The sequence below is a fragment of the Halomonas binhaiensis genome (assembly GCF_008329985.2).
In the GTDB taxonomy this organism is placed as follows: domain Bacteria; phylum Pseudomonadota; class Gammaproteobacteria; order Pseudomonadales; family Halomonadaceae; genus Halomonas; species Halomonas binhaiensis.
The window spans coordinates 21,127-44,480 of the sequence record NZ_CP038437.2 but is presented as its reverse complement, the minus strand read 5'-3'; the positions used below and the strand labels follow the sequence as shown (position 1 = coordinate 44,480).

Here is a 23,354-nt window from a genome sequence, read left to right as displayed (position 1 = left end):
TTAATCAGGCAACCGGGTATCGACCTCTATCCCCTTCATGCCTTCTTTGGTGTAGCGCTCTCCACGGACAGCCTCTGGCTGGAACCACTGTGATAATTGAGCGACCTCCTCGCTGCTGAGAGCTACCGAAGCCGCCGCGATATTCTCGTTCAACCGCGCGACACGACGCGTCCCGGGAATCGGCACGATATCGTCTCCCTGAGCCAGCAGCCAGGCAAGGGCGATCTGGGCCGGAGTGGCATCGCGCTGTTGGGCGAACGCCTCAAGACGGGCAAGCAGGCACCGGTTGCCAGCCAGATTGTCTTCGGAAAAACGAGGAGCATGGCGACGGAAATCATCCTCGGCCAGTTGCTCGCGTGAATGGATAGCGCCACTGAGAAAACCTCTCCCCAGTGGAGAATAGGCCACCAGGGAGACACCCAGGCGACGGCAGGCTGGCAGAATCTCGGCTTCCACATCCCGCGTCCATAATGAATATTCACTCTGCAGTGCAGCAATCGGATGTACAGCACAGGCTCGTTCCAGGGTCGCTACCGAGACCTCGCACAGCCCCAGGGCTCTCACCTTGCCCTCCTTGACCAGGTCTGCCATGGCACCGACGGTTTCTTCCACCGGCACCTGGGGGTTCAGGCGATGCGCGTAATAGAGGTCAATGGTCTCGGTGCCGAGACGCTTGAGCGATGCTTCACAGGCACTGCGCACGTAGGCCGGATCCGACCTGAGCGAACGTTCATAATGCCCTGGCTTGCGCACGATCCCGAACTTGGTCGCCACCACAACCTCTGCTCGCCGTGCCCCCAACGCCTTGCCAAGCAGGCTTTCATTGTGGCCGAGGCCGTAGGTATCCGCGCTGTCAAACAGGCTGATGCCCGCGTCCTGAGCCGCATGAATCAAATCGATAGAAGCAGCATCATCGCTCGGTCCATAGAACTCCGACATCCCCATGCAGCCTAGCCCCATGGGAGAAACACGCAGTGAGTTGCCCAGGGCGCGAACAGCATTGAGAGAAGAAGAATGTGTCATGAATCACCTCTGATGAGACTTTGTTCAAACCACCGATGGATCAAGGACATTCCGGCCGGGAACGTCACTCATCCTGCCTGCTGGAGATAGCAAAGAGAATTGCCGATACTTTGATACCCACAGAGCATCAGTTGCCCTCATGACCTATCGAATCCATTGCGAACGCTTACTCAGTTTCCTTGCTGTCGCCGACACGGGGCATTACCGTCAGGCGGCAGCCAAGCTGAATCTTTCCCAGCCTCCCCTTACCCGGCGTATCCAGGCGCTGGAAGCCGAGCTAGGCGTCAAGCTGTTCGAGCGCACTACCCGGCGCGTCACCTTGACACCTGCCGGCGAGCGCCTGGCGGCACGCCTGCGACCCTGCTTCAGTGAAATCGAGGCCGCCTGCAATGAGGCTCGCCAACTGGGCAGCCACGATACGTCTGCCGTCACACTTGGCATGACATCAGCACTGGACCCATTGGCCTTCCCTACTCAGCAGACACTGACCACGTTGCTGGACTCTCAGGTGACGGTCATTCGGGAGTCGTCTCGAGAATTACTCGCCAGACTGCTGGACTGGGAAATGGAGCGGCGCCTGCAACTGGCCTTCATTGGACTGCCGAATGAAGTACCTGAGGGCGTGGTGGTAAGGGTGATAAAATGCGAACCCCAGTGGGTGGCACTACCCACTTCTCATCCACTGGCAAAGACCGAAAAGGTCGATCTCAAGCAACTGAACGATACGCCGCTGCTGTGGTTTGCACGGCGGGGAAATCCAGCCTACTTCGATCATTGTGACCAGGTATTCCGGCTGGCGGGCTACCATCCGCCCCGTCGGGAAGAGCCCACGGATCATCACCACCTGCTGGCCGCCGTTGCCGCTGGCGAGGGGGTCGCATTGATCCCAGAAAGTTTTCTGACCACGCGGCGAGAAGGCGTGATGATGCGGCCCCTTACCGAAGACTGGGCCGCCCTCGACCTGAATGTCGCCCTGGCCTGGCGCAAGGACGACACCGAGGCGCAACACCTGGCCCGACGTCTGCTGGCCCAGTTCGATGGTGCAGAAACCACATGAAGGGAAGGAACGGTATGAACGCTGAAGAGGCTTTCTCAGGCCTGGCCACGCGCCTGGCGAATCCGCTGATAAGCGTTGCCGATCTCCACTGTGCGGGCCTCGGCTACCTCTCGCATGCTCTCCGGTAGACCACGACTGGCCAGCTTGTCTGGATGATTCTCGCTCATCAGCTTGCGATAGGCGCGCTTGAGCTCACTATCACTGGCATCAGGCCCAAGGCCCAGCACCTTGTAGGCGTCATCCAGGGAGCTCTGGCTCTCGGCAGTGCCCGCCCCTTGCTGAGTGGCGCCTCGCAGCATGGCCTCGATCTGGGCAATCTCCGCCGCAGAGCAGCCGAGACCACGCGCCACACGCATGATCATCTGCTCTTCAGCAGGATGCAGCACCCCATCGGCAGCAATGGCGGACAGCTGAACCTGGAGAAAAACCTGTCGCAGGGCCGGCTGACTGCGAGTCAGGCGTGCCACCCTGGCCAGTTCGCCATCCAGATCAAAGTCCGCGGATGTGCCACGTTCGAATGCCGCACGTGCATCCGCCTTGGCAGCTTCAGGCAGGCGCAGGCGCAGGAACAGCTGTTCTAGCACTTGGCGCTCATTGCCGCTGATCTGGCCATCGGCCTGACACAAGGCTCCCATGACGGCAAAAGTGGAATCCAGGAACTGGCGCTGCATTTCCAGCAGTCCTCGGCCCATCTTCAGGCCACCACTCAGCCGTCCACTCAGCCACCAGCCCAGGCCACCACCGATGAGCAGACCAAAGGGGCCGCCCACAAAGAAACCGAGAAGAGCACCAATCAGAATCAGGGTCAAAATGAAATCCTCTTGCGAATCGATGCCTCGATGCCCTCAACATCAAGGCCGCAGTCACGCAGCAGTTCCGCTGGAGTGCCATGCTCGACGAAGGCATCCGGCAAGCCCAGGTTGAGCACCGCCACTTGGACACCCTCTGCAAACAGCAGTTCGTTGATACCGCTTCCTGCACCACCAGCGACCACATTCTCTTCCAAGGTTACGAGCAACTCATGCTCCCGCGCTGCATCCAGCACAGCCTGGCGATCCAGCGGCTTCACACTACGCATGTTGATGTGCGTGGCATCCAGACGCTCGGCCACCTCGGCAGCCGGAGTGTTGAGGCTACCAAAGGCCAACAGCGCTACCTTGCTACCCTGACGCCTCTGCTCGGCCACGCCGATCGGCATGGGTTCAAGCCCTGCGGGGATTTGCACTCCAGGGCCGGTACCTCTCGGATAGCGCACTGCCGCAGGTCCGGGATGTTGATAAGCGGCACTCAGCATGGCACGACACTCGGCTTCATCTGCCGGGGCCAGCACGACCATGTCGGGAACGCAGCGCAGGTAGCTCAGGTCCAGCGAACCGTGGTGAGTGGGACCGTCTTCGCCCACCAGACCCGCACGATCGATGGCGAAGGTGACATCCAGATTCTGCACCGCCACATCGTGAATCAGCTGGTCATAACCGCGCTGGAGAAAGGTGGAATAGATCGCCACCACAGGCTTCATGCCTTCACAGGCCATGCCTGCCGCCAGGGTCACAGCATGCTGCTCGGCGATAGCGACATCGTAGTAACGATCGGCATATTCCTTGGAAAAGCGCACCAGATCAGAGCCTTCGCGCATGGCAGGTGTGACGCCAATCAGGCGCGAGTCGCCTGCTGCCATGTCACAGATCCAATCACCGAAGACACTGCAATACTTCTTTTTCTTGGGCTTTCCCTGATCAGCCGGCTTGGCGTCATCACTCTTGTTCGCCTCGTCGGGACGTTCCAGTTTGGTGATGGCGTGATAACCGATGGGGTCGGACTCTGCAGGCAGGAAACCGCGCCCCTTGCGCGTCTTCACGTGCAGGAACTGCGGGCCATCCAGATCACGCATGCTGCGCAGCGCCAGGGTCAGGGCCTCAAGATCATGGCCATCGATGGGACCGACATAATTGAAGCCCATCTCCTCGAACAGGGTCGCGGGGCTGACCATGCCCTTCATGTGCCCCTCGGTGCGCCGAGCCAGTTCCAGCGCACCAGGCAAGTGCGACAACACCTTCTTGCTGTTCTCGCGCATGCTCAAATACGGCTTGCTGACCAGAATACGCGCCAGATAGCTGGCCATGCCGCCGACATTCTCCGAGATCGACATCTCATTGTCGTTGAGCACCACCAGCAGGTTGGCATCCAGGTGCCCCGCATGGGCCAAGGCCTCGAAGGCCATCCCTGCGGTCAGGGCACCATCACCGATGATCGCGCAGACACGTCGCTTCTCGCCGCTGGCACGCGATGCCAGGGCCATGCCCAGTGCAGCCGAGATCGAAGTGCTGGAATGGCCGACACCAAAGGTGTCATATTCGGATTCCGCGCGACGCGGGAAAGCGGCCAGGCCACCATAGCGGCGGATACCGGTCATGGCCTCGCGCCGACCGGTAAGAATCTTGTGTGGATACGCTTGATGTCCGACATCCCACACCAGGCGATCATGGGGAGTGGCAAAGGCATGGTGCAGTGCCACGGTCAATTCGACCACGCCTAATCCAGCCCCGAAGTGGCCTCCAGACACCCCCACACTGTAGAGAAGATAGGCACGCAGCTCATCGGCAACAGCACGCAGCTGTTCCTGGGACATGGCCCGTAGCGCATCTGGAGTATCCAGAGTGTCGAGCAACGGGGTGGTTGGCCGCTTGGTCGGAATAGTGTCAAACAACTTCATGGTAGCCCTGTGATCCTTAATGGTCGCGCTCGATCATGTAACGAGCAAGCCCGGCCAGTGTCTGGGCGCTATCCCCCAAGGGGGCAAGCGCTTGCAGCGCTTCATCGATCAACGCATTGGCCTTGGCCTTGGCGCCATCGAGCCCGAGCAGGGCGGGATAGGTGGGTTTATCACGTGCTGCGTCAGCCCCGGACGTCTTGCCCAGGGTCTGGGTATCGCCAGTCACATCAAGGACATCATCGTGAACCTGGAAGGCCAAGCCTATCGCCGCCGCATAGGCATCCAGGGCAGCAAGACGCGGGTCATTTTCATCCACCGCGACCAACCCGCCCAGGCGCACCGCAGCACGAATCAATGCCCCCGTCTTGTGACGATGCATGGTTTCCAGGGCTTGCAGGTCGGGAAAACTCCCCACTGCCGCCAGGTCCAGTGCTTGACCAGCAACCATGCCATCACGGCCAGAGGCTTGGGCCAACGTGCCAACCAGCGATGCAAGCCGTGTCGAAGACGATGTCGCCAGCACTTCGAAGGCCAGCGTCTGCAAGGCGTCACCTGCCAGAATAGCGGTTGCTTCATCGAAGGCACGATGCACCGTCGGCTGACCACGCCGGAGGTCGTCGTCATCCATCGCCGGCAGGTCATCATGGACCAGAGAGTAGGCATGGATCAGCTCTATGGCAGCGGCCGGGGCATCAAGTTCCAACTCTTCTGCGCCCAGGGCACGGCCAGCGGTATACACCAGTATCGGGCGCAGGCGCTTGCCACCGACCAGCAGGCCATGGCGCATGGCATCATCCAGACGCACATCAACAGGCTGTCGTTGCGAGAACAGAGTTTCAAGGTAACGATCTACCCGGGCGCGGTCCTCCGCCAACCGGGTGGTCAGTACATCAGCCTTCACCATCGCTCTCCACCGGGTTTTCCTCACCGGTGCTGAAAGGCGTCAACTGCATGCCGCCATCCTGGCTTTCGGTCAGGCTGCGAACCTTGAGTTCTGCTGTGTTCAGGCGCCGCTGAGCATCGCGAGCCAGAACCACACCGCGCTCAAAGGCCTCGAGAGAAGCTTCCAAGGACAGCTCTCCAGATTCCAGTTGCTCGACCAGCGTCTCGAGTCGCTCCATGGAAGCAGCGAAATCCTGAGGCTCTTCATCGCGAGGCCGAGGCTCCGCATCGGCATCCTGTTGTCGAGTGTCCTGCTTGGCCATATTCAGGGTTCACGGGGTTGTCTAAAAGGGTGCGCACAAAAGCGCGCTATCAAAGAGCAATAGTATACACGTCCACCTTATGGATGCCTCTGCCCAGTTGCATTGGCAATGCAAGTTCAGCCAGTACGGACTTGCAGCGCTTTCATATTGTGCTGCATGCATTTTCAACGTCAGAAGACGTGCATGTGGTAATCTGTGTGCCCTGATTTCGAGCCCCGCCAGTCGGGGTTCTCACCACCTAGCCACCATCGGCTACCGCAACCAAGGGGTTGATTCGACCATGGCCAAAACGTCCCTGGACAAGAGCAAGATCAAGATCCTGCTGCTCGAGGGCGTCCACCAGAGTGCAGTGGACAATTTTCTCAACGCCGGTTACACCAATATCGAACATATTCCGACGTCACTGGACGAAGAATCACTGATCGAAAAGATCCGTGACGTCCATTTTATCGGCATCCGCTCTCGTACCCAACTCAACGAGCGAGTGTTCGCGGCAGCAGAAAAATTGGTTGCGGTAGGCTGTTTCTGCATCGGCACCAACCAGGTCGACCTGACCGCTGCCCTGGTGCGTGGTATTCCAGTCTTCAATGCGCCTTACTCCAATACCCGTTCGGTAGCCGAGCTGGTATTGGCTGAGTCCATCATGCTGTTGCGTGGCATCCCCGAGAAGAACATCGTTGCCCATCAGGGCGGCTGGATGAAGAATGCCAAGAACAGCCACGAGGCACGAGGCAAGACACTGGGCATCGTCGGCTATGGCAGCATTGGCTCACAGCTCTCCGTGCTGGCTGAATCCCTTGGCTTCGACGTTCTCTATTATGATGTCGTCACCAAGCTGGGCATGGGCAACGCCCGTCAGGTCGCCAGCATGGAAGAGTTGCTGGCTCGCTCCGACGTTGTCAGCCTGCATGTACCTGACCTGCCATCTACCCGCTGGTTGATCGGCGAAGCACAAATCGCTCTGATGAAACCCGGTGCCATTCTGATCAATGCCGCCCGCGGCAGCGTGGTGGTGATCGAAGCACTGGCCGAAGCTATCAAGGAAGGCCGCCTGAATGGCGCTGCCATCGATGTCTTCCCCGTTGAACCCAAGGGTAACAACGAAGAATTCGTCAGCCCTCTGCGCGGCCTGAACAATGTCATTCTGACCCCGCACATTGGCGGCTCCACTCTGGAAGCCCAGGAAAACATCGGCGTCGAAGTCTCCGAAAAGCTGGTCACCTTCTCCGACAATGGAACGACCATCACTTCAGTCAACTTCCCCGAAGTCGCACTGCCGGCGCACCCGGACAAGCATCGCCTGCTGCACATTCACGACAACGTTCCAGGTGTGCTGTCCGAAATCAACAAGGTGCTGTCCGAGAACGACATCAACATCTCCGGCCAGTACCTGCAGACCAACGAAAAGGTCGGCTACGTGGTCATCGATGTGGACAAGGCCTATGGCCCGAAGGCCCTGGAAGCGCTGCGTGAGGTCAAGCACACCCTGCGTGTACGCGTGCTGTATTCCGAAGCCAACTACGCAGGTTAAGACCGTGCAGGTTAAAACCACGCAGGTTAACAAGCATGCAGGCTAAAAGCCTGCTTGCCTAAAACGGGTTTCCTCCCGAGGCATCCCGCGCTAGTCTCTAGTTGTGCAGAATCGCCATCCTCCGGGGTGGCGATTTACGTTCTTCCAGCCTTGTGATTCTCAGCCTTGAGAAAGGACACCCCGAATGCCAACCGGACTGGCTTATCTTATCGTGGTACTGGTATGGGCCTCGACACCGCTCGCCATCAAATGGAGCGCTGAAGCGGGCGCTCCCGTCGGCAGCGTCATGCTGCGCATGGGGCTGGCATTAGCGGCCGGCGCCTTGATTCTTCTGCTGTTACGTCGTGCTCCTCGCCTCGACCGCAAGGCGCTGACCAGCTATGCGGCAGCCGTCCCGGGGGTATTCGGCGCCATGGCGCTGAGCTATCACGCCTCTCAGTTCCTGCCTTCCGGCATGCTCTCGGTGATGTTCGGCATGGCACCACTGATTTCGGGCCTGATTCTTCAGGCACTTCCCGGCGCCACCCGACTCAAGCGTTGGCACTGGATCGGCTGTGCCCTGGGGGTCGCCGGCCTTGCCGTGGTCTTTGCCGATAGCCTGACACTGGGAGGACACCAGCAGTTGACGGCACTGATCATGATGCTCGCAGCAGTGACCCTGTTCAGCGCCAGCGGGATTGCCGTGCAACGTGTCGCCGCGGGCCTGCAACCGCTTACCCAGACAGTGGGAGCGCTGGCCATGTCGATGCCCTGCTTTCTGGTGATATGGCTGGCCAGTGGAGAACCATTGTGGGTACCTCTGACACATCGAGGCCTGTGGGCCGTCCTGTACCTGGCCCTGTTTGGTTCACTGATCGGCTTCCTCTGCTATTACTTGATCCTGTCACGCCTGCATGCCGCCACCGTGGCACTGGTCACACTGATCACACCAATACTGGCCATGACGCTCGGCATGCTGCTGAATCAGGAGTCACCATCACTTTCCATGCTGTTGGGTGCCGTATTGATCCTGGTTGCCCTGGGTGCCTACCTGTTTGGTGATCGACTGGCCAAGCGCTCGGCTCAACGGCTCAGCAGCCAGCAAGACGATGCGCCATCGGATGGACATCCTATAGAGAAGCACTGATGCATTCAGTGCTTCCCCTTCGGCCATCGTACTCCTTGTCCCAATAACACCTTACATTCGTATAAGCCGAAATAAGCCGGCCTTTCCAGGGATGCTTGACATCCCTGTTCCGTCCTTTCATTTTGTACACAATAACAGCACAACATTGCGCACCAAACTGGTACACACTCGGCATTCATGCACCACAAGGAAGAGAGCCCTTTCTCTTCTGCCTTGCCGAGCAGGTCCCAGCGAAGGCACCTGAACCAGGTATCCCACCGAGAGCGAGCCTCGTGGCGGGCCAAGATGCTTGGGTAACCCTTCGCCTAGCGAAGTCACCCAGGAGGACAACATGATCCAGACCACTGCATCTTCCCTTGATACCGCCCAGAACACCCTGTGGATCCGCCACCCTCTTGCCGTCAGCGATCCGGAGGCAGCTGGTGGCGTAGTGATTCAGGGCCAATGTATTGTCGAAGCCGTGCCTCAAGGCGCGACGCCAACCACTCCTGTCGATCAGGTCTTTGACGCTTCCTCTCATGTACTGCTGCCAGGCCTGGTCAATACTCATCATCATTTTTACCAGACGCTGACCCGGGCCTATTCGCCGGCGCTCAACAAGGAGCTGTTCCCTTGGCTGACAACGCTATATGACGTCTGGGCCAATCTCACCGAGGATCAATTGGCCCTGGCTAGTGAGCTGGCTATGGTCGAGTTGTTGATGAGTGGCTGCACGACAGTGGCAGACCATCACTATGTATTCTCCGGGGCACTGCAGAGTGCTATCGACATTCAGGTCGAGACAGCCAGAAGACTCAAGGTGCGTGCCGCCCTGACCCGAGGTTCCATGAGTGTTGGCAGAGAAGACGGCGGCCTTCCGCCGCAGTCGGTGGTGCAGGATGAAGCCACCATCCTTGCCGAAAGCACTCGCCTGATCGATGCCTACCATGAGCGTGGTGAAGGCGCCATGATCACCCTGGCCCTGGCTCCCTGCTCACCCTTCTCGGTCAGCCGTGAATTGATGCAGGAAAGTGCTCGCCTGGCCGAAGAGAAGGACGTCCGGCTGCATACCCACCTGGCCGAGACTGAAGACGAGACCAATTACTGTCAGAAACTGTTTGGCATGCGCCCGCTGGATTACCTGGACGCTACTGGCTGGCTAACCAACCGTACCTGGCTGGCACATGGCATTCATTTCAATGACGAGGAAGTGCAGCGCCTGGGCCAGGCTGGTACCGGCATTGCTCACTGCCCATCTTCCAACATGGTGCTCGGCTCCGGCATGTGCCGAACGCTGGAGCTGGAGGCGGCAGGTTGCCCTGTTGGCCTGGCCGTGGATGGTTCAGCCTCCGCCGACCATTCCAACCTGGCCGAGGAAATGCGCCAGGCCCTGTTGATCGGGCGCCTGCGCTACTCACCAAGTCAGGTCCGCCATCAGGATGTGATTCGCTGGGCCACGCAGGGCTCTGCCGGCTGCCTGGGACGCACCGACATTGGTGGTCTCAAGCCCGGACAGCAGGCTGATCTAGCCATGTTCAAGCTGGATGAAGCGCGTTTTTCCGGAGCAGAAAACCCACTGGCGGCCCTGCTGCTATGTGGTGCCCATCGTGCCGATCGAGTGATGGTCGCTGGCCAGTGGCGCGTGGCCGGTGGCATGCCCCTGGATGTCGATCTGGAAGTGTTGCTGGCACGTCACGATGCCGCTGCCCGGGAGCTACGTAAGCAGGTTTGAGAGGTCAGCCTAAGGTGTTGATCTAGAACGTCGATAATAAAGCAACGCCATCAGGCAAGACGGTAGAGCGGCACATAAAACATTTCATACGGTCACCGTGACCACTGGAGTTCGCACCGGAAGGACCGGGCGAACACAGCACACGGTCTCCGGGGTTTCTATAACGACAACAGGAGAACCCTTTCATGCCAACTAATGAATCGACCACTGAAAGCGCAGAAGAACGCCGGGTACGCAGTACCCGTGACGTCAATGCCATGCCGCCGCTTACCCGGGCCATTCCTCTTGGTCTGCAGCACGTGCTGGCGATGTTCGTGGGTAACGTCACCGTTCCCATCATCATCGCTGGCGCCGCCGACCTCCCTCCAGACCAAACCGCCTTCATGATTCAAGCGGCCATGTTCGTGGCGGGTGTCGCCACCCTGGTACAGTCCCTTGGGCTTGGCCCCATTGGTGCGCGCCTGCCTATCGTCATGGGCACCAGCTTCGGCTTTGTACCAGTATTGATCCCCATCGCCGTCGGCATGGGCTTGCCCGCTGCACTTGGTGCAGCACTATGCGGCGGCATTGCCATGGCCCTGGTTGGCTTGTTCTTGCCTATCTTCCGCTTCCTGTTCCCCCCGGTGGTCACCGGCACCTTCGTCGTCATGCTCGGTGTTCTGTTGATGCCAGTAGGTCTGGCCTATTGGGGAGGAGGCTTCGGTGCAGCAGACTTCGGAGCGACACATAATCTCCTGCTCGGTGCACTGGTCCTGGTCGTCACCCTTGGCCTGCACCAGTTCGGGCGTGGTATCTGGTCGGAAACCGCACCATTGATTGGTCTGGTTGCTGGCTATGCTGCTGCCAGCGCCTTCGGTTACATCAGCTTCGATCGCATCGGCGATGCCAGTTGGTTATCCCTGCCAGTACCAATGTACATTGGCCTGGAGTTTCACCTTGCCGCCATCATTCCGGTCGTATTGCTGGCCATCGTTACCTGTGCCGAATCCATCGGCGATATCGTCGGTACCACGGCCGGCGGCCTCGACCGAGAGCCTACTGCCAAGGAGCTGTCCGGCGGAGTCATGGCCGATGGCCTGGCCAGCGTGTTCGCCGCTATCTTCAACGCATTTCCCCAGATCAGCTTCAGCCAGAATGTCGGTATGGTGGCCCTGACCGGGGTGGTCAGTCGTTATGTCGTGGCCATTGGCGGCCTCTTCCTGCTACTGGCCGGCCTGGTGCCCAAGCTCGGCGCCATCATTTCCAGCATTCCCAATGCGGTGCTTGGCGGTGCCGTAGTCATCATGTTTGGCATGATTGCCAGTGCTGGCATCAAGATGCTGTCTCATATCGAATTCAACAAGCGCAACATGGTGATCATTGGTGTCGCCTTGTCCATGGCAATTGGCCTGCCAGCGCAAGAAGGGCTTTACGCCGGATTCAGTGACAATGTCAAAGCCATCATCGAGTCTGGCCTGATCCCTGGCGCCATCGCCGCTATCGTCCTCAACCTGATACTGCCCCAGCGTGACCGCGAATTCCGCGATAGCGTCTGAGCGCTACACTATGCATGCGTGACACAAGCGGCCTGCTCTATGAACAGGCCGTTTTACTGCCACTATCAACTTTCGTGGAATACTTTTCCGAAAACGCGACAGCTGCACCCTCAGCAGGTATGCTTAAACGCTGATATATCCAGCCGTATTACGGAGAGCATGAGGTGACGGAAGGCAAACGCAGAACGGCCGGACGCCCGGCATCAGGCAAGTCCAATGCAGGGCACAGTCAATCGCTGGTACGCGGACTCAACCTGCTTGAACTTCTCGCTGCACACCCCGGAGGCCTGGCACTGTCGGATGTCGCTGAACAGGCGGACCTGGCTCCTTCAACGACTCACCGGCTGCTGCAAGCCCTGCAAAGCCAAGGTTTCATCACCCAGGACGAAGCCCTTGGCTTGTGGCGCATCGACGTGAAGACCTTCCGCATAGGCAATAGCTTCCTGGAAGCGCGGGACTTTGTCGGTGCCAGCCGTCCTTTTCTGCGTCGGCTCACCCACCTCACGGGAGAAACCGCCAACCTCGGCGTACGTGATGGTGCAACAGCGGTGTTCCTGGCCCAGAGCGAGTCACCCCAGATGATGCGCATGATCACGCGCCTGGGCTCTCGAGCGCCTCTGCACGCCTCCGGCGTCGGCAAGGCGCTGATGGCCTGGCTGCCTGACGATGAGCTGGAAAGAGTGCTGGCCGAACGCGGCCTCGACCAGGTAACCCCCAATACGCTGAGCACCCCTGCCACCCTGCGCCAGGCCATGGCAGAAATCCGTCAGCATGGTTACGCCTGCGACCGTGAAGAACATGCTATTGGCCTGCACTGTGTTGCTGCCTGCATTCATGATGAACACGGCATTCCACTGGCAGCCATTTCTGTCTCTGGCCCGGTGGCGCGTATCCCCGATACTCGCCTGGCCGGGCTTGGAGAACTGATCCGCGAAACAGCCGCCGAGATCACCGCTCTATTGGGTGGGCGCGTCCCTGATGCCAGCAACTTCCGGCCGTGAGGGCTGCGTCATGAGTCCGGTGGCGAATCATGCCTGGCGCAGCTACCGCAGTGCACCGCCCTCTGGCACCAGGGTCCTGAAGGCATGCGAGATCAACGCAGGTGAAAGCCGTTGTGTCAGTGTCGAAAGCGAGAATGGCCGTTTCCCGTTGCTCATGGTGCGCAGTAGCGAAGGCAAGCTATACAGCTACGTGAATGCCTGTCCCCATCAATATCTGCCACTGGATAGCCGAGGTGACAAGGTGCTGAGCCAGGATGCCTCCCTGCTGATCTGTACAGCCCATCAGGCGACGTTTCAGGTACATAGCGGCGAATGTATCTCCGGGCCTTCAACAGGTGAAGCTCTGGATCCCGTACCAGTCGTCGAGGATGATGAAGGCTGGTTATTGATCGGGGAATGAGGCGCCATGCTCCAGCGATGGCACATTCACAAGCGCAAGAACCGGTTCACATGATGAATCGGTTTTTTGTGAAACGGGGTCTTTTGGAAAGGGCACTAGCCAGATCCTCCCTGACTCCCCGAGCGACTACTCCTCTGGATTATCGCTCTCGGACATCTCTATCCGATCATCGGAACGATCCTGTGGCCGAGGTCCATCTGCCTGTTCCAGACGGTCGAGCTGGCGCTCCAGCTTGTCCATCAGATTGAGCAAATCGCGATATTCACCAACGCTGAGGGTGGCCACCAGATCGGACTCCCACTGGCGGGCTTCGGGGATCAGCGTGGCCAGCAATACCTTCCCCGCCTCCGTCAGGCACAGGTCATGAACTCGCTGATCTCGTGATGATGGCGTCCGACGAATCAAGCCTCGGTCTTCCAATGACTGTACCGCCCGGGAAATCCGCGCCTTGTCCATGCGCGTAGCCTGACAGATCTGCTTAGCCGTCAACTCATCGAGATAAGATAACCAGGCCAGCACTCGCCATTGGGCAACATTGAGTTGATGCCGCTCGGCATACTCCCGTGCCAATGCCTGGCTGGCACGGTCGGCCAGGCTGTTGAGCCGATAGGGTAGAAACTGCTCCAGATTCAACTCTGGCTTGGCATTCGACGACGGCTCTTTCCTGGCCATGGGGAAACTCCGAGTACATGCTCCGACAGCAATGGAGCAAATGCGGTAAAAACAGCACGATACCGGGGAACATCAACACCAGCAACGCTCAGTGCCCCTCTATAAATCTGGGGGAAACAGCAGCATTGATGACCAGATGATCACTGATATTGCGACAAAGGCCGTAACTGCCGGCCACTACTGGACCAGCCTGGACCCACCAGCACATTAGTCTCTATTGAAACCTTTTTCATGACAAGAAAGGTGGAGGTATCAAGCCTGGCTTTTTGTTTCCTCTGCTGTTTTCCTATCACTCTTCTACATAAGCACCTTATTCATCCACACGATAAAAGCATATTTATCAAAAGCTTAATCTTGTCATAAAAATATTCCCCTCTGCCTTGCTAGACCTATGTCTAACCACTCTCTAACTGTTTGATAAATATATATAACCATCCTCTTTTATCAGAACTCCATCGCTCTTCTTCATGCTCGACTAGACAATTAGTTTCACAAGCAACTATCCTGATGATAGTGATATAGCCTCACACTGCTTCTGGAGGCTTCTTGATCAAACCGTCTGCACCACATGCCGATCAGCTCTCTGCTGAGGAATCCATCATGCCTGAACTCGAATACCAATCCGGCTTTCGCAATCACTTCGCCAGCGAGGCATTACCCGGAGCTTTGCCTGAGGGACAGAATTCTCCTCAGCGTTGTGCCTACGGCCTTTATGCAGAGCAACTAACAGGGTCGGCCTTCACAGCACCACGCCACCATAATCTGCGCAGTTGGCTGTATCGCATCCGCCCATCCGTAGCCCAAAGCGCCTATCGCCCACTTAACAGCGGCGGACTGGCCACCTCACCACTGGTAAAACCCGCTGCCGACCCTAACCAGATGCGCTGGGATCCTGCTCCGCTACCACAGGCACCTACCGATTTCATCAATGGTCTCACCACGATTGCTGTCAATGGTGATGCCGCTACCCAGACCGGCTGCGGCGTGCATGTCTATGCTTGCAACAAAAGCATGACCGAACGCTTCTTCTACAATGCCGATGGTGAGTTTCTGATCGTGCCACAACTGGGCACGCTGCTCTTCCGTACTGAGTTAGGCACCCTGGAGGCCGGCAATGGCGAGATCGTCGTCATACCGCGCGGCATCAAATTCCAGGTGCGCCTGGTTGACGGTCACGACAGCGCCCGCGGCTATATCTGCGAAAACTATGGCAGCCCCCTGGAATTGCCCGGTCTGGGGCCTATCGGCGCCAACGGTCTGGCCAACCCGCGCGATTTCCTGAGCCCGGTCGCCGCCTATGAAGACCTTCACGGTAACTTCGAACTGGTCGCCAAGTTCTCTGGTCGTCTGTGGACGACCAGCCTCGACCACTCGCCCCTGGATGTCGTCGCCTGGCACGGAAATTACGCGCCTTATAAATACGACCTGGCCAACTTCAATACCATCAACACGGTGAGCTTCGATCACCCGGATCCATCGATCTTCACCGTGCTGACTTCTGCGTCCGACACTGAAGGCATGGCCAACGTCGACTTCGTCATCTTCCCGCCGCGCTGGATGGTGGCCGAAAAGACCTTTCGCCCGCCCTACTTCCATCGCAATCTGATGAGCGAGTTCATGGGGCTGATCCACGGCGAATATGATGCCAAGGCCGAAGGCTTCACCCCCGGAGGTGCCAGCCTGCACAACTGCATGTCACCTCATGGCCCTGATGCCAGCACCTTCGAGAAGGCCAGCGAAGCGAAACTGGCACCACAATATCAAGAGGCTACCCTGGCCTTCATGTTCGAGAGTCGTTATGTCTTCCACCCTACTGAACAGGCACTGGAAGCCGATTTCCGTCAGCGCAATTACGTCGATGTATGGCAGGGCCTGAAGTCCCACTTCAATCCTGGCCAACGTTAACCACTACATAACAACTTCTCTGAACAAACTTCCCTGAACAAGGATTTCCGTATGAAGCTCGCATCTCTGAAGAGTGGCCGTGATGGCGAACTCATCATCGTATCTCGCGACCTGAGCCAGGCTGTACGCGTGCCGCAGATCGCGACCACCCTGCAACAGGCCATCGAGAACTGGGACAAGCTGGCGCCGCGCCTGGACGAAGTCTATCAAGCGCTGAACAGCGGCAGTGCCGAAGGGGCCTTTGCTCTCGACCAGAGCGTTCTGCATTCGCCGCTGCCACGCACTCATCACTGGGCCGATGGATCGGCTTACCTCAACCATGTAAAGCTGGTACGCCAGGCACGTAATGCTCAGATGCCGGAAACGTTCTGGACCGACCCTTTGATGTATCAGGGTGGAGGCGATCGCTTTCTGGCTCCCCAGGACGATATCGAAGCTGTCAGCGAGGAACATGGCATCGACTTCGAAGGCGAAATCGCCGTGATCACCGATGACGTGCCCATGGCCGTCACCCCGGAGCAGGCTGCAGGTCACATCAAGCTGATCATGCTGGTCAATGACGTCAGTCTGCGCGGTTTGATCCCTGGCGAGCTGGCCAAGGGCTTCGGCTTCTTCCAGGCCAAGCCTGCCTCCAGCTTTTCTCCTATCTGCGTGACACCGGACGAGCTAGGAGATGCCTGGAAGGACGGTCGCGTGCACCTGCCGCTGACCGTGCATCTCAATGGCGAGAAGTTCGGTGAGCCCGAGGCTGGACCCGACATGATCTTCAACTTCCCGCAACTGGTGGCCCATGCTGCAAGGACTCGCCACCTCGGCGCGGGTGCCATTATCGGCTCCGGTACCGTATCCAACCCGGATGCAGGCGGCGGCCCTGGCAAGCCCATTATCGATGGCGGTGTCGGCTACAGTTGTCTGGCAGAAGTGCGTATGGTCGAACAGATCCTGCATGGTCAGGTGAAAACGCCCTTCATGCACTTTGGCGACCGAGTTCGCATCGAGATGTTTGACCCCAACGGCAACAGCATCTTTGGTGCGATCGACCAGAAAGTGGTCGAGTACAAGGCCTGATGGCATATGGCCGCCCCTTCATCTTGTCCGGGGCGGTATGCTTCATTCAGAGGGAGCCACACTCCATGCAACTGTACGGCTACTTCCGCTCATCAGCGGCTTATCGCGTACGCATCGTCGCCAACCTCAAGGGGCTGGAGCTTGATCAGCTTCCCGTCAATCTGGTCAAGGGGGAGCAGCGCACGAATGCCAATCTGGCGCGCAACCCCCAAGGCCTGGTGCCAACATTGGTGACAGATGAAGGGCATGCCCTGAACCAGTCGCTGGCGATTTGCGAATACCTGGAAGAGCGCTACCCGACTCCGGCCATCCTGCCGACCGATCTGGAAGGACGCGCCCGAGTGCGGGCCCTGGCCCAGGTCATTGCCTGTGAGATTCACCCACTCAATAACCTGCGGGTGCTCAAGCACCTGACCGGTGAGCTGGGTGTGTCCGAAGAGGCGAAACTGGCTTGGTATCGCCACTGGGTCGCTACCGGCTTCGACGCACTGGAAGCCATGCTGAACGATGGCCATAGTGGAGATTTCTGTCATGGGAACAGCCCGACGCTGGCCGACGCCTGCCTGGTACCTCAAGTGTTCAACGCCGAGCGTTTCAAGTGCGACCTGAGCCCTTACCCTAGCATTCAAGCCATTACCGAACGTGCCCGAGCACTGCCCGCCTTTGCCAAGGCAGCGCCGGAAGCTCAAGCTGACGCCAACTGAATGCTTTCAGTCGCAGACATGAATCCTGGGGTACGGGCTATCCGTACCCTGGATTTTCAACCCTGGCCGAACATCGGCCTTACTTCGTCATGACTTGCACTAACGCCCGACCAATATCGGCAATAGCGACATTGCTCTCGTCCATGCTGGCTTCGGTCTCGGTGATATAGATGGCCGCGATAACAGGCTGGCGCTGCGGTGGCCATATCACTGCGACGATGTTGCGGGAACCGTAGCCTCCCGCGCCGGTTTTGTCGGCAATGCGCCAGTCCTGAGGGATCGCTGCGCGCAGCAGGTCATCCGCCACCTTATCGCCCAGCATCCAGTCTTCCAGTTGCTGGCGGGACTCAGCTGATAGTGCCTCTCCCAGCAATACCTTCTGCAGGCTCTGGCGCATGGCCTCTGGTGTCGACGTGTCTCGCGGATCGCCCGGCGTGCCCTCGTTGAGCTCGGTTTCCCAGCGATCGAGACGCGTCACGTCATCACCAAGAGTACGCATGTATTCGGTCAAGCCTTGAGGACCACCGATGGCATCCAGCACCAGGTTTGCCGCGCTGTTGTCACTCCATTGCAACGCCGCCTGACACAGTTCGCCCAGGGTCATGCCCTCGTCACCAACATGCTTTTCTGTCACGGGAGACCAATCCACAAGGTCACTCTCGGTAAAGGTGATCCGCCGATCCAGGTCTTCTTCTCCTGCATCGACTCGCGCCAACACCGCCGCACTGGCCAGCGCCTTGAAAGTGCTGTTCAACGGAAAACGTTCATCGTTGCGGTGCTGCCAGAGTTTTCCTGTTTCCGTATCAAGGATCGAAACGCCCAACCGAGCACCAAGCCGCGCTTCGGTATCCTCCAGAGCCCGAGACAGCTCATCATCTTCAGCCCACGCCAAAGGTACACCCGTTGCCATTAGCGCACCGGCCGCCACCAGCGCACCCGATATCTGCATGAATTCCCGCCGCGTGAATGAACGCTGCACAACAACCTCCTTTTGCTGCAAAAAGCTAGATCCTGTACGAAAAGCGTCAGTGGTCATCCGCCGACCTTTCTCACACGACCAGATTCCATGGAAAAGACACTACCCCGACCGCCAGAACCTTCTGCCCTGGCTTATCGCGACAGCATCACATTAAACAATACTTTGAAATACATTATTTCCCGGCAGGTTGCCAGGCACGCAACAATACCCAGGTGCCCATCCCCCAGGCACCATTGACCAGAAACCCGATAGGGAAGATGGCCAGGTTGATCCCGCGCCCCTTGAGTGGGAACACCACCAGCATGGCGACCAGTGTCAGGGCAATGCCACCGAACAGCCCGGACTGCCACCAACTGAGCACATCCACCTTCCGTGCAGAACAGATGGCAATCATGACCAGCCCCCAGACTCCTCCCCAGAAGCTGGCCGAGAACCAGGCCGGCACTCCCAATGGCGCCGCGGCCTGTGTTGAGTATGGAGCGAAAGGGACCACCCCATAGGCATGCAATAGCCCCACCACCGGCTGGTGAAAACACAGCACCGCGAGAAAGCCCGCACTAAAGCCCAATAGATATCGATTCATGCTCCCTGCGCTCCTGATCTCGACCTTGTTGTCCATGGATAGCTGTCAAACCTCTCAGCTCGATCACTAGCGTAGGCAACAAATGACGCCACTACCTGTAACCTCACCAGTTTCAGCATACTGTTTGCTCGCACAGCATTCGCTAACGTGGCGCCGAAAGATAATGCGCCATCACCGTCGCCAGTCGTGCTGAACGCTCGACATTCGCTGGATCGGAAAGAATGTAGTCACTGACCAACGCCTCGATGACAGCTAGCCCAGGGAGGCAGGATGCCGACAATACCGGGTGACCTGCCGAGGCCAACAGCAGGTGATCGCAATGGACGCTGATCGGTGCCGCTCGCGAGTCGGTAATGCCGACGACTCTCGCACTGCGCTGGCCAGCATACTCAGCCAAGCGCGCCAGGTCGGCGGAGTAACGCGGAAAGGTGATGGCAATGACCAGGTCATCAGCACCAATATTGGCCAACCGCGCAGCAGCCACTTCGCTTCCCCCCATATCCACCACCGTGTTGACCGCGTCGCGATAGGGCTGCAGCCCCATGGCCAGCATCGCAGCCAGGTGCGCACTGAGGCCAAACCCCATGACCCACACCTGCCTGGCTTCAGCAATATGTTGTCGTACCTCTGCGACTGCAGTGGCAAACCCTGGGTCGCGCAACGCCTGCAACTGCTCAACGGCAGCGGCAAGGCTTTCAGCTGTGGTACTCCCTCCCGTATCTGCTGATTCAAAGTGCTCACCAATCTTCGAGACAGGACCAATCAAGGCATGCACTGCATCGGCCAGATGAGCGCGAAAATCCGCAAATCCGCTGAAGCCCAGATCCTTGACATAGCGGCTGATGGTCGAGGCCGAGATACCCGTCGAGGCAGCCAGATCCTCAATGCCATGAGTCGCGGCATAGACCGGGTCACGCAGGATATGCCCGGAAAGCTGACGCTGCGACCGAGACCCTTGCTGAAGTAAATGCAGTACCTGCTGCCCCACCGGCGAGTCAGCAAATTGCTGATCTGCGGTAGTGGACCAGTGACTTTTTGACATTTTTTCTTTCATTATTTATTTCTCTGAAAAAAATCATGTAGCATGAACCTTGTCATACCTGTCAACCGCAGTTGACTGCCTCGATCGAGATGAAGAAGCGGTACCTCATATCTGACCGCCCAGTCTACGAGATAGGCCTCTCAGGCGGTGACTTCAAACAATGGAGCAGAACAATGACAAGAAAATCAGCATTGCGCGCCTCTCCCGGCGGAGACAGTACGCCGCTTTTCAGGCTAGGCGAACAGATCCCCGACACCTTTGTCATCGTATTTTTCGTCGCCATCCTCGCAGCACTGGCGACGCATCTTGTCCCCGCCGGCACCTTCGACACCCAAGATATCAGCTATCTACAGGACGGCGCAGAGAAGACACGAACCGTGCTGGTGGCGGACAGTTACCGTCTGTCTGAAGACACCGACACAGGCGTCACGCTGTTCGAGGGTGGTGGCGGCCTTGGCTTCTTCAACTTCATGTTCGAAGGCCTGACCGCAGGCTCGAAGTGGGGCTCTGCGATTGGCGTCATGGCCTTCATTCTGATTGTCGGTGGAGCCTTCGGCGTCATTATCCGCACTGGCGCCATCGAGCAGGGGCTCAAGCGTGCCATCGAGAGAATGGGGCATCGTCAGTCCCTGTTCATTCCAGTGATCTTCACTCTGTTTGCATTGGGTGGGGCGGTCTACGGTCTTGGCGAGGAATGTATCGCCTTCGCCATGATCCTCACACCGATCGTGGTGATGATGGGCTATAACGCCATGACCGCGGTGATGATCACTTACATGGCCTCGCAGATTGGCTTCGCCACCTCCTGGATGAACCCTTTTTCAGTCGCCGTTGCCCAGGGGATTGCCGATGTTCCATTGTTGTCCGGCGCGGGGTTCCGCATGGCCATGTGGGCCTGTTTCGTACTCGTCGGCATATTTTTCACCATGCGCTATGCCGCAAGGGTCAAGGCGGATCCAGCACGCTCTCTCAGCCACAAGGCCGATGAATACTGGCGCGCTCACCTCAGCGAAGTCGAGCAGGAACGTACAGAATTCGGTATCGGTAGCTGGCTGGTTATCGTGACCTTCGCACTGGGGATCGTCTGGGTGGTGTGGGGCGTCATGGCCTGGGGCTACTACATTCCTGAAATCGCCACACAGTTCTTCATCATTGGACTCGCTGCAGGCGCCATTGGCGTGGCATTCCGCCTGCGCGGCATGGGGGTGAACGAGGTTGCCGTGTCCTTTCGCCAGGGTGTCAAGGACCTGGTTCCTGCTGCCGTGATTGTCGGTATGGCCAAGGGCATCGTGTTGCTGCTGGGCGGCGATGACCCGACCTCCCCTTCGGTGCTCAACACCATACTGCATGCGATTGCCGGGCTCTTCGATCATCTGCCTGACTGGGGTTCTGCCTGGGTGATGCTGAGTTTCCAGTCCATGTTCAACTTCCTTGTCTCCTCCGGTTCCGGCCAGGCGGCACTGACCATGCCGCTGATGGCGCCACTGGCCGACCTTGCCGGTGTGACACGCCAGGTCGCGGTACTCGCCTTCCAGTTGGGGGATGGCATGACCAATATGCTGATTCCCACCTCCTCGGCCCTGATCGGCACTCTGGGAGTGGCTCGCATCGACTGGGTCTTGTGGGTCGTACACATCTGGAAGCTCGCACTGATCTTCTTCGTCATGTCGTCTGTCGCCGTCATCGGGGCCGTCATGATCGGTTACGTCTAGGGAAACAGCGGATGGATAACCTTCACAACTCTCTACCGATTCATGTGGCAAGGAGCGGATTACCATGTTGAGCACATTCGAGCGCGGACATAAGCGGCACATCATTACCTTGCTGGCAGGATTAATGACGCTACCCATGCTGTTCGCACCCACTGCTCAGGCAGCCAGTCAGGGCGGGCTGGTGATCGTTGGTGGCGCGCTACGCGCCTCCAACACCGCCGTGTACGAGCGGTTCATCGACATGGCCGGGGGACGTGACAGCGCCCTGATCGGCGTGATTCCGGCTGCCTCCGGCAAGCCTTCGCGTAATGGACAGAAGTTCATCGACGACATGATCGCAATGGGAGTTCCGGCGGATCACCTCACCCTGATGTCCATTGCGGTCATCGACGACAGCAGTACCGAGGACATCGATGAGAGCCAGTGGGCGGACAATGGCGATGATCCGAAAGTCGCCGAAACCATCGCACAGCAGACGGCCATCTGGATGATCGGTGGCGACCAGATGCGCCTGCGCCAGACACTCATGGATACAGAAGGCTCACCAACGCCTGCAGCACAGGCCATCTCGGAAGTATTCCAGTCGGGCGGAGTGATTGGCGGCACCAGCGCCGGCGCTGCGATCATGAGCGACATCATGATCGCTTCCGGGGACAGCTATGGCGCACTCAGTGAGGGCTTTACCGACAGCTACGGCAGCATGGACGAACAGGAGTTTGGGCCTGTCTACCTCGACAAGGGCCTGGGCCTGTTTCCCTATGGCATCATCGACCAGCACTTTGATCGCAAGGCGCGTTATGGCCGCCTGATCACCACCAGCTTTCTCCACCGTGAGCAGTACCCGATGGGCTTCGGTATCGAGGAGAACACAGCTCTGGTCGTGGCAGAGGGTATCGCCGAGGTGCTGGGTGATGGTGGTGTTCATGTGATCGATACGTCGCAGGCCCAGCATGGCGATGATGGCAGCTTCTCCAATGTGCGCCTGAGTTATTTCCAGCCAGGCGATCAGTGGCGTTTTGGTGAAGGCTACGTCAATGCATCAGACAAGCACGAAACCGGCGGCAATGAGTACTACCACACTCCAACGCCCATACAGACGGGCGTCTTCAGCCGTAATGGCAGCTTACGGGACTTCATCGGCTATGACTTGATCGACAATGAGGCGGCCACCTCGGTGGCGTCCTATCTTCTGAACCCAGAGACAGACACCGGCTTCAGACTCGACTTTCAGCAGGGTACTGCCACTCGTGGCTACTGGAAGGCATTGGATGGTCAGGCCGACAGCTACTCCTACGTCAATGTCCGTCTCGATATCAGCCCCGTATCCGTCGAGATCAAGCAATAGCCGGGACACTGCCGGTACCAACATCAAATCGTCCACCAGGGG

The 23,354-nt window shown here is 58.4% G+C and carries 21 protein-coding genes; 12 read left to right on the top strand and 9 right to left on the bottom strand.

Annotation, left to right across the window (positions count from 1 at the left end):
* Positions 1 to 1,023 carry an aldo/keto reductase gene (locus tag E4T21_RS00200; RefSeq protein ID WP_149282433.1) on the bottom strand — a complete coding sequence of 341 codons (1,023 nt, stop codon included), beginning with the start codon at positions 1,021 to 1,023 and terminating at the stop codon, positions 1 to 3.
* A 139-nt stretch (positions 1,024 to 1,162) separates the two neighbouring features.
* Between E4T21_RS00200 and E4T21_RS00195 the strand changes: the two genes are divergently transcribed.
* Positions 1,163 to 2,080 carry a LysR family transcriptional regulator gene (locus E4T21_RS00195; RefSeq protein WP_149282432.1) on the top strand — a complete coding sequence of 306 codons (918 nt, stop codon included), beginning with the start codon at positions 1,163 to 1,165 and terminating at the stop codon, positions 2,078 to 2,080.
* A 35-nt stretch (positions 2,081 to 2,115) separates the two neighbouring features.
* Here the strand turns inward: E4T21_RS00195 and djlA are convergent, their stop codons facing one another.
* Genes djlA through E4T21_RS00175 form a run of 4 tightly spaced genes read right to left on the bottom strand, consistent with a single transcriptional unit; the run spans position 2,116 to position 5,998 of the window.
* Entirely contained in the window at positions 2,116 to 2,892 is a 777-nt protein-coding gene (djlA, locus tag E4T21_RS00190) for a co-chaperone DjlA (RefSeq protein ID WP_149282430.1), read from the bottom strand.
* Positions 2,886 to 4,793: a 1-deoxy-D-xylulose-5-phosphate synthase gene (gene dxs / locus E4T21_RS00185; RefSeq protein ID WP_149282428.1), complete on the bottom strand. Its 1,908-nt coding sequence runs from the start codon at positions 4,791 to 4,793 to the stop codon at positions 2,886 to 2,888. Before dxs ends, djlA begins: the two co-directional genes overlap by 7 nt.
* Before the next feature lie 16 nt (positions 4,794 to 4,809).
* Positions 4,810 to 5,697, bottom strand: a complete 888-nt coding sequence (ispA, locus tag E4T21_RS00180) for a (2E,6E)-farnesyl diphosphate synthase (RefSeq protein ID WP_149282426.1) — start codon at positions 5,695 to 5,697, stop codon at positions 4,810 to 4,812.
* Positions 5,684 to 5,998, bottom strand: coding sequence for an exodeoxyribonuclease VII small subunit (locus E4T21_RS00175; protein WP_149282424.1), 315 nt, complete (start codon positions 5,996 to 5,998; stop codon positions 5,684 to 5,686). The genes ispA and E4T21_RS00175 overlap by 14 nt, the downstream gene beginning before the upstream one ends.
* A gap of 280 nt (positions 5,999 to 6,278) precedes the next feature.
* Between E4T21_RS00175 and serA the strand changes: the two genes are divergently transcribed.
* The 6 genes from serA to E4T21_RS00145 all read left to right on the top strand — a co-directional run bounded on the left by serA (position 6,279) and on the right by E4T21_RS00145 (position 13,302).
* Positions 6,279 to 7,529: a phosphoglycerate dehydrogenase gene (gene serA / locus E4T21_RS00170; RefSeq protein WP_149282422.1), complete on the top strand. Its 1,251-nt coding sequence runs from the start codon at positions 6,279 to 6,281 to the stop codon at positions 7,527 to 7,529.
* 184 nt (positions 7,530 to 7,713) lie between these two features.
* Positions 7,714 to 8,655 (top strand): DMT family transporter, encoded by a 942-nt coding sequence (locus E4T21_RS00165; RefSeq protein WP_149282420.1) that lies wholly within the window; start codon positions 7,714 to 7,716, stop codon positions 8,653 to 8,655.
* 331 nt (positions 8,656 to 8,986) lie between these two features.
* On the top strand, positions 8,987 to 10,366 hold the full coding sequence (locus tag E4T21_RS00160) for an 8-oxoguanine deaminase (RefSeq protein WP_149282418.1): 1,380 nt from the start codon (positions 8,987 to 8,989) through the stop codon (positions 10,364 to 10,366).
* A 185-nt stretch (positions 10,367 to 10,551) separates the two neighbouring features.
* On the top strand, positions 10,552 to 11,901 hold the full coding sequence (locus E4T21_RS00155; protein ID WP_149282416.1) for a uracil-xanthine permease family protein: 1,350 nt from the start codon (positions 10,552 to 10,554) through the stop codon (positions 11,899 to 11,901).
* 164 nt (positions 11,902 to 12,065) lie between these two features.
* Positions 12,066 to 12,902 carry an IclR family transcriptional regulator gene (locus E4T21_RS00150; protein ID WP_149282414.1) on the top strand — a complete coding sequence of 279 codons (837 nt, stop codon included), beginning with the start codon at positions 12,066 to 12,068 and terminating at the stop codon, positions 12,900 to 12,902.
* Positions 12,880 to 13,302, top strand: coding sequence for a Rieske (2Fe-2S) protein (locus E4T21_RS00145; protein ID WP_240349242.1), 423 nt, complete (start codon positions 12,880 to 12,882; stop codon positions 13,300 to 13,302). The genes E4T21_RS00150 and E4T21_RS00145 overlap by 23 nt, the downstream gene beginning before the upstream one ends.
* Positions 13,303 to 13,428: 126 nt before the next feature.
* Here the strand turns inward: E4T21_RS00145 and E4T21_RS00140 are convergent, their stop codons facing one another.
* Positions 13,429 to 13,974 carry a MarR family winged helix-turn-helix transcriptional regulator gene (locus tag E4T21_RS00140; protein WP_149282412.1) on the bottom strand — a complete coding sequence of 182 codons (546 nt, stop codon included), beginning with the start codon at positions 13,972 to 13,974 and terminating at the stop codon, positions 13,429 to 13,431.
* Positions 13,975 to 14,574: 600 nt separating this feature from the next.
* On the opposite strand from E4T21_RS00140, the gene hmgA reads away from it, so the two are divergent.
* The 3 genes from hmgA to maiA all read left to right on the top strand — a co-directional run bounded on the left by hmgA (position 14,575) and on the right by maiA (position 17,651).
* The gene (hmgA, locus tag E4T21_RS00135) at positions 14,575 to 15,879 is read left to right on the top strand and encodes a homogentisate 1,2-dioxygenase (protein WP_420827748.1); all 1,305 of its coding nucleotides are present in this window, start codon (positions 14,575 to 14,577) and stop codon (positions 15,877 to 15,879) included.
* A 51-nt stretch (positions 15,880 to 15,930) separates the two neighbouring features.
* Positions 15,931 to 16,947 carry a fumarylacetoacetate hydrolase family protein gene (locus E4T21_RS00130; RefSeq protein ID WP_149282410.1) on the top strand — a complete coding sequence of 339 codons (1,017 nt, stop codon included), beginning with the start codon at positions 15,931 to 15,933 and terminating at the stop codon, positions 16,945 to 16,947.
* 65 nt (positions 16,948 to 17,012) lie between these two features.
* On the top strand, positions 17,013 to 17,651 hold the full coding sequence (maiA, locus tag E4T21_RS00125) for a maleylacetoacetate isomerase (RefSeq protein WP_149282408.1): 639 nt from the start codon (positions 17,013 to 17,015) through the stop codon (positions 17,649 to 17,651).
* A 79-nt stretch (positions 17,652 to 17,730) separates the two neighbouring features.
* On the opposite strand, the gene bla is transcribed toward maiA, so the two are convergent.
* From bla to E4T21_RS00110, 3 genes are all read right to left on the bottom strand, one after another.
* Positions 17,731 to 18,600: a class A beta-lactamase gene (bla, locus tag E4T21_RS00120; protein WP_149286957.1), complete on the bottom strand. Its 870-nt coding sequence runs from the start codon at positions 18,598 to 18,600 to the stop codon at positions 17,731 to 17,733.
* 202 nt (positions 18,601 to 18,802) lie between these two features.
* Positions 18,803 to 19,213, bottom strand: coding sequence for a hypothetical protein (locus E4T21_RS00115; protein ID WP_149282406.1), 411 nt, complete (start codon positions 19,211 to 19,213; stop codon positions 18,803 to 18,805).
* A 142-nt stretch (positions 19,214 to 19,355) separates the two neighbouring features.
* A complete protein-coding gene (locus E4T21_RS00110; protein WP_187775065.1) occupies positions 19,356 to 20,255 on the bottom strand; it encodes a MurR/RpiR family transcriptional regulator in 900 nt (299 codons plus the stop codon).
* 173 nt (positions 20,256 to 20,428) lie between these two features.
* Here E4T21_RS00110 and yfcC point away from each other — a divergent pair, with 173 nt between their 5' ends.
* Together yfcC and E4T21_RS00100 are read left to right on the top strand one after the other, a co-directional pair.
* On the top strand, positions 20,429 to 21,967 hold the full coding sequence (gene yfcC / locus E4T21_RS00105; RefSeq protein WP_149282402.1) for a putative basic amino acid antiporter YfcC: 1,539 nt from the start codon (positions 20,429 to 20,431) through the stop codon (positions 21,965 to 21,967).
* Between the two features lie 64 nt (positions 21,968 to 22,031).
* Positions 22,032 to 23,312 carry a cyanophycinase gene (locus E4T21_RS00100; RefSeq protein ID WP_149282400.1) on the top strand — a complete coding sequence of 427 codons (1,281 nt, stop codon included), beginning with the start codon at positions 22,032 to 22,034 and terminating at the stop codon, positions 23,310 to 23,312.
* Positions 23,313 to 23,354 lie beyond the last annotated feature (42 nt).

Excerpts from the sequence above, each read along its gene's own strand:
- E4T21_RS00100 (WP_149282400.1), top strand. The coding sequence starts at position 22,032 with ATGTTGAGCACATTCGAGCGCGGACATAAGCGGCACATCATTACCTTG.
- E4T21_RS00130 (WP_149282410.1), top strand. The coding sequence starts at position 15,931 with ATGAAGCTCGCATCTCTGAAGAGTGGCCGTGATGGCGAACTCATCATC.
- yfcC (WP_149282402.1), top strand. The coding sequence starts at position 20,429 with ATGACAAGAAAATCAGCATTGCGCGCCTCTCCCGGCGGAGACAGTACG.
- dxs (WP_149282428.1), bottom strand. The coding sequence starts at position 4,793 with ATGAAGTTGTTTGACACTATTCCGACCAAGCGGCCAACCACCCCGTTG.
- E4T21_RS00145 (WP_240349242.1), top strand. The coding sequence starts at position 12,880 with ATGCCAGCAACTTCCGGCCGTGAGGGCTGCGTCATGAGTCCGGTGGCG.
- bla (WP_149286957.1), bottom strand. The coding sequence starts at position 18,600 with ATGCAGATATCGGGTGCGCTGGTGGCGGCCGGTGCGCTAATGGCAACG.
- serA (WP_149282422.1), top strand. The coding sequence starts at position 6,279 with ATGGCCAAAACGTCCCTGGACAAGAGCAAGATCAAGATCCTGCTGCTC.
- E4T21_RS00200 (WP_149282433.1), bottom strand. The coding sequence starts at position 1,023 with ATGACACATTCTTCTTCTCTCAATGCTGTTCGCGCCCTGGGCAACTCA.
- E4T21_RS00140 (WP_149282412.1), bottom strand. The coding sequence starts at position 13,974 with ATGGCCAGGAAAGAGCCGTCGTCGAATGCCAAGCCAGAGTTGAATCTG.
- E4T21_RS00115 (WP_149282406.1), bottom strand. The coding sequence starts at position 19,213 with ATGAATCGATATCTATTGGGCTTTAGTGCGGGCTTTCTCGCGGTGCTG.
- hmgA (WP_420827748.1), top strand. The coding sequence starts at position 14,575 with ATGCCTGAACTCGAATACCAATCCGGCTTTCGCAATCACTTCGCCAGC.
- E4T21_RS00160 (WP_149282418.1), top strand. The coding sequence starts at position 8,987 with ATGATCCAGACCACTGCATCTTCCCTTGATACCGCCCAGAACACCCTG.
- E4T21_RS00195 (WP_149282432.1), top strand. The coding sequence starts at position 1,163 with ATGACCTATCGAATCCATTGCGAACGCTTACTCAGTTTCCTTGCTGTC.
- E4T21_RS00165 (WP_149282420.1), top strand. The coding sequence starts at position 7,714 with ATGCCAACCGGACTGGCTTATCTTATCGTGGTACTGGTATGGGCCTCG.
- E4T21_RS00175 (WP_149282424.1), bottom strand. The coding sequence starts at position 5,998 with ATGGCCAAGCAGGACACTCGACAACAGGATGCCGATGCGGAGCCTCGG.
- ispA (WP_149282426.1), bottom strand. The coding sequence starts at position 5,697 with ATGGTGAAGGCTGATGTACTGACCACCCGGTTGGCGGAGGACCGCGCC.
- maiA (WP_149282408.1), top strand. The coding sequence starts at position 17,013 with ATGCAACTGTACGGCTACTTCCGCTCATCAGCGGCTTATCGCGTACGC.
- E4T21_RS00155 (WP_149282416.1), top strand. The coding sequence starts at position 10,552 with ATGCCAACTAATGAATCGACCACTGAAAGCGCAGAAGAACGCCGGGTA.
- E4T21_RS00110 (WP_187775065.1), bottom strand. The coding sequence starts at position 20,255 with ATGTCAAAAAGTCACTGGTCCACTACCGCAGATCAGCAATTTGCTGAC.